Below are 7,524 nucleotides of genomic sequence, written 5' to 3'. Positions count from 1 at the left end.
GGTAGCCCTCGGAGATCGCCAGCACCGCGGCGGACAGGCACACCGCGGCCAGCGAACTGCTGAACACCCGCAGCGGCAGGCCGGCGTACCACAGCAGCGCCAGCAGGATGATGCCCAGCGACACCGTCTGCCCCAGATCGGGCTGCGCCACGATCAGCGCCAACGCGATGACAGCGGCCGGGACCAGCGGAACCAGCATTTCCCGCAGCGTCGCCCGCTCCATCCGCCGGGCGGCCAACAGGTGTGCGCCCCAGATGGCGAAGGCGATTTTGGCCAGCTCGGACGGCTGCATGGAAAAACCGGATACCACGAACCAGCCGCGAGAGCCGTTGGCGATCGTGCCGATGCCCGGGATCAGCACCAGCACCAGCAACACGATCGTGACGGCGAATCCAGTGAACGCGATACGACGCATGACCCGAACCGACATCCGCAGCGTCAGGTAGCAGGCAGCCAGGCCGATCACCGTCCACAGCACCTGTCTGCCGAAAATGACCCACGCCGAACCGTCCATATCGTAGGAGCGCACCCCGGAAGCCGACAGCACCATAATCAGGCCGAGGGTGGTCAGCAGCGCGGCAACGGCGATGATGAGGTGAAACGACGTCATCGGCCGGTTCAGCCAGGTGCCGAACCGGGTGCGCGGCCCGGACCACCTGGTTTTCGCTGGCGGTACCAACGCAGCCCCGGTCGGGTCCGTGGCCGGGTTGGCCGGGTTGGCCGGGTCGGCCGGGGCAGCCTCGGCAGTGTCTCCGCCGGCCCCGGCCGCCTCCGGGGTGGGCCGGCCGGACGTGGTGGCCCACCTCAGCACCGGCCTGAGGAACCGGATCAGCACGCTGGTCACGCTGGTCACGCCGGCCTACCGAACCGCGGCGCGCGCGGCGGCAGCGAACGCCTCGCCGCGAGCGGCATAGCCGGTGAACTGGTCGAACGAGGCTCCCGCCGGGGCCAGCAAGACCGTGTCGCCCGACCGGGCCAGGTCACGGGCGGCAGCCACCACCGCTGTCATCACCGCAGAGCTCACGGACACATCATCGACGTCAATCACTTGTGTCACATGAGTAACAGAAACCTCAGCAGCATCATGCATACCAGCATCGTCGCTTGTCACCACATGAACAACGGGGACATCCGGCGCGTGTCGCGATAACGCATCGGCAAACCGGTGGCGATCACGACCGATCAACACGACGCCGGCCAGGCGGTCGGCGACCCGGGCGACCAGGGTGTCGACGGCGCCGCTGGAAACGCCTTTGAGCAAACCCCCGGCCACCCAGACCACCCGCGGGTAGGCCAGCACCGAGGCCTGTGCCGCGTGTGGGTTGGTGGCCTTGGAATCGTCGACATAGCTGATCCCGTCGGCGACAACGACCAGTTCGGCGCGGTGGTGCCCCACCCGGAACGACGCCAACGCGGCCGCAACCGCCTCCGCGGGCACGTCAACGCAGCGGGCCAGCGCCGCAGCGGCCAGCGCATTGAGCACCCCGGCTGGACCCGGCACCGGTATCGACGCCACCGGTGCCAGCGCAAGGCCGTCGGCGGAGGCGGAGAAGGCACGGTCGACCAGCATCCCGTCGGCCACCCCCAGTTCACCGGGAGCCGGCTCACCGAGCCGGAAGCCGACCCGGGTCGGCGCGGCGGCACCGGCCAGCAGGCCCGCCGCGCGGGCGTCGTCCAACCCCGCCACCGCCACCCGTCCGCGGAGCACCCGCGCCTTGGCGGCGGTGTAGGCGGCCATGGTGCCATGCCAGTCCAGGTGGTCTTCGGCGATGTTGAGCAGGGCGCCGGCCGCCGGCCGCAAGGACGGCGCCCAGTGCAGCTGGAAGCTGGACAACTCGACGGCCAACAGGCCGGACGGCCGCGACAGCAGATCGAGCACGGGGCTGCCGATATTGCCGCACAGCAGGCTGGGCAGGCCCGCCGCTGTCAACATCGCGTGCAGCATCGACGTCGTGGTGGTTTTGCCGTTGGTGCCGGTGACCACCAGCCAGCGCCGCGGCGGCCCGTAGCTACCCGCCGCATCGAGTCGCCACGCCAACTCCACATCACCCCAGACCGGTACACCGGCCCGTGCCGCCGCAACCAGCACCGGTGCGCCCGGCGGGAAACCCGGGCTGGTCACGACCAGGGCGTATTCTCCGATGCCCGATACGACCGCGGCCGGACTCACGGTCGCGACCCCGGCGCCGGAGTACGGGCGCAGCGCCACCGGATCGTCGTCGCACACCGTCAACGCGGGCCCCAGCGGCCGCAGTGCCGTCAGCACCGCGCGCCCGGTCACACCCGCACCGGCGACCAGCACCGGCACGCCGGGTGCCAACGGCGTCAGCCCGGCGGTGGCAACGGTCATCTCAGCTCAGCCGCCGACCGCTGCGAACCACTCGCCGTAGAACAGGGCCACGCCCAGCCCGCAGCTGATCGCGGTGAGCAGCCAGAACCGGATGATCACCGTGGTTTCCGCCCAGCCGGCCAGCTCGAAATGATGATGAAACGGCGCCATCCGAAACACCCGGCGACCGGTGGTGCGAAACGCCAGGATCTGCACCACGACCGAGAGGATCTCGGCGACGAACAACCCGCCCAGCACCACCGCCAGGATCTCGGTGCGGCTGGTGACCGACAACCCGGCGATCACGCCGCCCAGGGCCAGCGACCCGGTGTCGCCCATGAAGATCTTCGCCGGGGCGGCGTTCCACCACAGGAACCCGATGCAGGCGCCCGCGGTAGCGGCGGCCAGAAGCGCCAGGTCCAGCGGGTCGCGCACGTTATAGCAGCCCAGGCCGGGTGCGATGGCACAGGCGTTGCGGTGCTGGAACACGGTGATCAGCACATAGGCCGCGCTGACCATTGCCATGGCCCCGGCGGCCAGTCCGTCCAGGCCGTCGGTGAAGTTGACCGCGTTCGACCAGGAGGTCACCATGACGACGCAGAACAGCACGAACACCGCGGGGAGCAGGGTGACGGTGGCGATATCGCGCACATACGACAGCTGCGCGCTTCCGGGCGTCAGGCCGGCAGCGCTGCGGAAACCCAGTGCCAGCACGCCGAACAACACCGCCGCGGTGATCTGGCCGACCGTCTTGGCGGTCTTGTTCAGGCCCAGGTTGCGCGATCGGCGGATCTTGATCAGATCATCGACGAATCCGACCGCGGCGAGCACGGTGGCCAGCCCCAGCACCAGCAGGCCGGACGCCGACGGTCCCGCGCTGTCGAAGGCCAGACCGGCGAGCTGGGCACCCAGGTAGCCACTCCAGATCCCGGCCACAATGGCCACCCCGCCCATCGACGGCGTGCCGCGTTTGGTCTGGTGGCTGGGTGGGCCGTCTGCGCGGATCTCCTGGCCGAAGCCCTGCCGGGTGAACAGCCGGATCAGCACCGGCGTCAGCAGGATCGTCACCGTCAGTGCGACGCCGGCGGCGATGAGGATCCGTATCATCGGGGGGCGCTTTCGTTGTCCGGGTCGTGGTGGGCTAACGCGTCGGCGAGCGCTGTCAGTCCGGCCGCGTTCGAGCCCTTGACCAGCACCACGTCCGGCGAGCGCAGTTCGGTCCGCAGCAGCGCCAGGGCGGCGTCGGCGTCGGCGACCATAACGGCCCCTCTGTCTTGAGCCCCCCACGAGCCTTCCATGACCGCGCCGTGATACATCGCGCTCATAGCTCTCCCGGTTCCGACGACAACAAGACGAGACACATCTAATCGCACCGCCAGTCGGCCGACGCGATCATGCTCGGTTATCGCGTCCTCCCCCAGTTCGGCCATCTCACCCAGCACCGCCCAGCTGCGCCTGCGGTGGGTTCGGTGGGCGATCCAGGCCAGCGCCTGCAGCGCGGCCCGCATCGAGTCCGGGTTGGCATTGTAGGCGTCGTCGATGACCGTCACCCCGTCGTCGCGGGTGCCGACCTGCATGCGGTGACGCGACACCGGGCCGGCGCCGGCCAGTGCGACGGCCACCTGTTCCGCACTGGCGCCGCACTCCAGTGCGACCGCCGCCGCGCACAGCGCGTTGTCCACCTGATGGTCTCCGGATACCGCGAGCGCGACGTCGACCGCGACGGAACCGTGCGCACCGGTGTGCATCGTGAAGCGCGGACGGGCCAGCTCGTCGAGGGTCACTGGCCCGGCCCAGATGTCCGCGGGCCCAGTACGGCTCACCCGCACCACCCGGGCCGCGGTCTTGTCGGCCATCGCCGCCACAGCCGGGTCGTCGACATTGAGTACGACGACTCCCGACGACGGGACCGCTTGCGGCAGTTCTGATTTCGTTTGAGCGATAGCCTGGCGCGACCCGAACTCACCGAGGTGTGCGGTGCCGACGTTGAGCACCACCGCAAGCTGCGGCGGCGCGACGGCCGCCAGCGCCGCGATATTGCCCCGATGACGGGCCGACAGCTCCAGCACCAGGTAATCGGTGCTTTCGTCGGCGCGCAGTACCGTCCACGGATGGCCCAGCTCGTTGTTGAACGACCCCGGCGGTGCCACCACGTGTCCCAACGGCGCCAACACGGCGGCCAGCATGTCCTTCGTCGAGGTCTTGCCCGACGAGCCGGTGATCCCGACGGTGGTCAGCCCGTTGGTTGTCAGGTCGGCGGCCACCGCCGCGGCCAGCCTGGCCAGTGCGGCCAGCACCGCCGCCCCGGACCCGTCGGTGTCGTGTTCGAGCACACCGGCCCGGCTGCTTGGGTGCGCGTCGGGCGCAACTGGCGCCACGACAATCCCCGGCACCCCGACCGGGCGGGCTGCCAGCACCGCGACCGCTCCGGCCCCCACCGCCGCCGCCGCGTGCTCGTGACCGTCGGAGCGTGCCCCGGGCAGCGCGACGAACAGCCCGCCGGGAGCGATCTTTCGTGAGTCGAATTCCACGGCACCGGTGACGCGGGCGCGCGCCGCCGCCGCGGGGTCGATGTCGGCCAGGGTGCCACCGACGATCTCGGCGACGCGGGTGAGGCTCAGCGGGATCACCGGCGCGCCTCCAGGGCGGCCGCCAACTCGACCCGGTCGTCGAACGGGCGGGTGTGCCCGCCGGCGGTCTGCCCGGTTTCGTGACCCTTGCCGGCGATCAGCACCACATCGCCCGGCTGCGCCCAGCCGACTGCGTAGTCGATCGCGGCCCGCCGGTCGGCAACCTCGATGATCCGGGCGCCGGTGTGCGCCGCCGTCGCGCCGGCCACGATGGTGCGGCGGATGGCTGCCGGGTCCTCGCTGCGCGGGTTGTCGTCGGTGACGACGACCAGATCGGCAAGTTCGGCGGCGATCTGGCCCATCGGGGTCCGTTTGCCCGGGTCGCGGTCGCCGCCCGCACCGAACACGACCGCCAGGCGGCCCCCGGGTCGGCGCAGTGTGGCCAGCGCCGCCCGCAACGCGCCCGGCTTGTGGGCATAGTCGACCAGTGCCAGGAAGTCCTGGCCGCGATCGACCCGCTCCAGCCGCCCAGGCACCCGGGTATCCCGAAGGCCCGGGGCCGCCTGCTCGGGCGACACCCCGACCGCGTCGAGGATCGCCAATGCAAGCAGGCAATTGGCGACGTTGTAGCGGCCCGGCAGCCCGATGCCCGCTCGATGACGCACGCCGGCCGGATGGACGGCGGTGAATTCCTGACCACCATCGTTGCCCGGCACCACGTCCTCGGCACGCCAGTTGGCGGGTTGGCCTGTCGTGCTGACGGTGACGCCGGTGATGGGCGGGCCGGCCAGCGCGGCCATCGCACGCCCGGCGTCGTCGTCGACACAGACCACCGCGGTGGCCGCGTGCAGCGGGGAAGCCGGGTCGAACAGCCGTGCCTTAGCGTCGAAGTAGGCCGCCATACTCGAATGGAAGTCCAGGTGGTCCCGCGACAGGTTGGTGAATCCGCCGACCGCGAACCGCATTCCGTCGACGCGGCCCAGCGCCAGCGCGTGGCTGGACACCTCCATCGCCACGGTGTCGACGCCGCGCTCGGCCATCAGCGCCAGCAGGGCCTGTAGTTCCGGCGCCTCCGGGGTGGTGAGCGCGCTGGGCAGGTCGGCGCCGTCCATGCGAATCCCGACCGTACCGATCAGCCCCGCCGTTCTGCCTGCGGCCCGCAGCCCTGCCTCGACCAGATAGATCGTGGTGGTCTTCCCGGACGTGCCGGTGACGCCGATGACGGTGAGCTGCTCACACGGGTTCCCGTAGACGGCGGCGGCCAATTCACCCAGCACGCCGCGCGGAGCGGGATGCACCAGCACCGGCACCGTGCGCAGTGGGCCGATTTCGGAGACTCCGGCCGCATCGGTGAGCACCGCCGCCACACCGCGCTCGATCGCCTGGCCCGCGTATCGGGCCCCGTGCGTCCGCGAGCCGGGCAGCGCCGCAAACAGATCGCCGGGCAGACTGTCCTGGGCCCGCAACGTCACTCCGGTAATCGGCCACTCCGGGACGGCACCGCCGTCGGCGGGCACCGCGCCGATCCGGGCGACCAGCAATGGCAGCGACGCACCTGCGGTGCGGCTGGGACGCAACGAAACGGGCACCCGAGATCACCTCCGTCCGCTGCGGTCCGCCCTGAGATTACCCAGCGGCCTCGTGTGTTGCCGGATCCAGCGGCAAACACTGCACAACTGGGCGCATTTCACCACTGCCCGGCAGAGCCGGTGAGCGGCGGTCTCCGCAAGCGAGGTTCGCCTCAGACAGCCTGCAGCGTCAGCGGTGGGCCCGGGTCCGGCGACAGTGGCACATTGTCGCGTTGCAACAGCCAGCTCGCGATGTTGTGGAACAGCGGAGCTGCCGAGGAACCCGGTGATCCGTCCGCGGCCCGCTGCGGATTGTCCATCATCAATGCGACGACGTAGCGCGGATCGTCCGCGGGGGCGATCCCGGCGAAGGTGATCCAGTACACGTCGTCGAAGTAGCAGCCGCAGCCGGCGTCGATCTGCTGTGCGGTCCCGGTTTTACCGGCGATCTGGTAGCCGTCGACAGCGGCCTTCGGCGCGGTGCCCTGCTGATAGCCCATCGGGTCACGCTGCACCACGGCGCGCAGCATGTTGCGCACGGTCCGGGCCGTCTGCGCGGAGACCACCGGAACTCCCTGCGGGCGCGGCTCATCGGTGCGGCTACCGTCGGGGGCGATGGTCGCTTTGACAATTCGCGGCGGCATCCGGACGCCGTCGTTGGCGATGGCCTGGTACATCCCCGCCAGCTGCAGCAGTGTCATCGAAAGACCTTGCCCGCTAGGCAGGTTGGCGAATGTGCTGCCGGACCACTGTGCAATCGGCGGCACTACCCCGGCGCTCTCGCCTGGCAACCCGACGCCGGTGCGGCTGCCCAGGCCGAACCTCTCCAGCAGGTCGAACTACCGCTCCGGGCCGACGCGCTGAGCCAGCCTCAGGGTGCCCACGTTGGACGACTTACCGAACACCCCGGTGGTGGTGTATGACTCCGTGCCGTGCTCCCACGCGTCATGAACGGTGGCGTCGCCCATGGCGATCGAGCCGGGCACCGACAGCACCTCGTCGGGGTTGCTCAGCCCGTACTCGATGGTGGCGGCGGCCGTTACCACCTTGTTCGCCG

At 70.4% G+C, this 7,524-nt stretch carries 5 protein-coding genes and 1 pseudogene; all 6 read right to left on the bottom strand.

All coding sequences use genetic code 11. The features are described from left to right. A partial coding sequence (locus AC2VON_RS03505) for an FtsW/RodA/SpoVE family cell cycle protein (protein WP_486951698.1) occupies positions 1-679 on the bottom strand: 679 nt, incomplete at its 3' end. Between the two features lie 180 nt (positions 680-859). Then, positions 860-2,350 (bottom strand): UDP-N-acetylmuramoyl-L-alanine--D-glutamate ligase, encoded by a 1,491-nt coding sequence (murD, locus tag AC2VON_RS03500; RefSeq protein ID WP_486951697.1) that lies wholly within the window; start codon positions 2,348-2,350, stop codon positions 860-862. Between the two features lie 6 nt (positions 2,351-2,356). Next, entirely contained in the window at positions 2,357-3,436 is a 1,080-nt protein-coding gene (gene mraY, locus AC2VON_RS03495) for a phospho-N-acetylmuramoyl-pentapeptide-transferase (RefSeq protein WP_486951696.1), read from the bottom strand. After that, on the bottom strand, positions 3,433-4,959 hold the full coding sequence (locus AC2VON_RS03490; protein WP_486951695.1) for a UDP-N-acetylmuramoyl-tripeptide--D-alanyl-D-alanine ligase: 1,527 nt from the start codon (positions 4,957-4,959) through the stop codon (positions 3,433-3,435). Before AC2VON_RS03490 ends, mraY begins: the two co-directional genes overlap by 4 nt. After that, positions 4,956-6,488 (bottom strand): UDP-N-acetylmuramoyl-L-alanyl-D-glutamate--2,6-diaminopimelate ligase, encoded by a 1,533-nt coding sequence (locus tag AC2VON_RS03485; protein ID WP_486951694.1) that lies wholly within the window; start codon positions 6,486-6,488, stop codon positions 4,956-4,958. The genes AC2VON_RS03490 and AC2VON_RS03485 overlap by 4 nt, the downstream gene beginning before the upstream one ends. Positions 6,489-6,640: 152 nt before the next feature. Next, positions 6,641-7,524 (bottom strand): annotated as a pseudogene (locus AC2VON_RS03480) (peptidoglycan D,D-transpeptidase FtsI family protein); the annotation flags it as partial.

It is taken from the genome of Mycobacterium sp. TH-M82 (assembly GCF_057473605.1).
The sequence above is the reverse complement of the archived record's forward strand: the minus strand, read 5'-3'. Positions and strand labels throughout refer to the sequence as shown.

Bases quoted from the DNA above. Each gene is read 5' to 3' on its own strand.
- murD (WP_486951697.1), bottom strand. From the start codon at position 2,350: ATGACCGTTGCCACCGCCGGGCTGACGCCGTTGGCACCCGGCGTGCCG.
- mraY (WP_486951696.1), bottom strand. From the start codon at position 3,436: ATGATACGGATCCTCATCGCCGCCGGCGTCGCACTGACGGTGACGATC.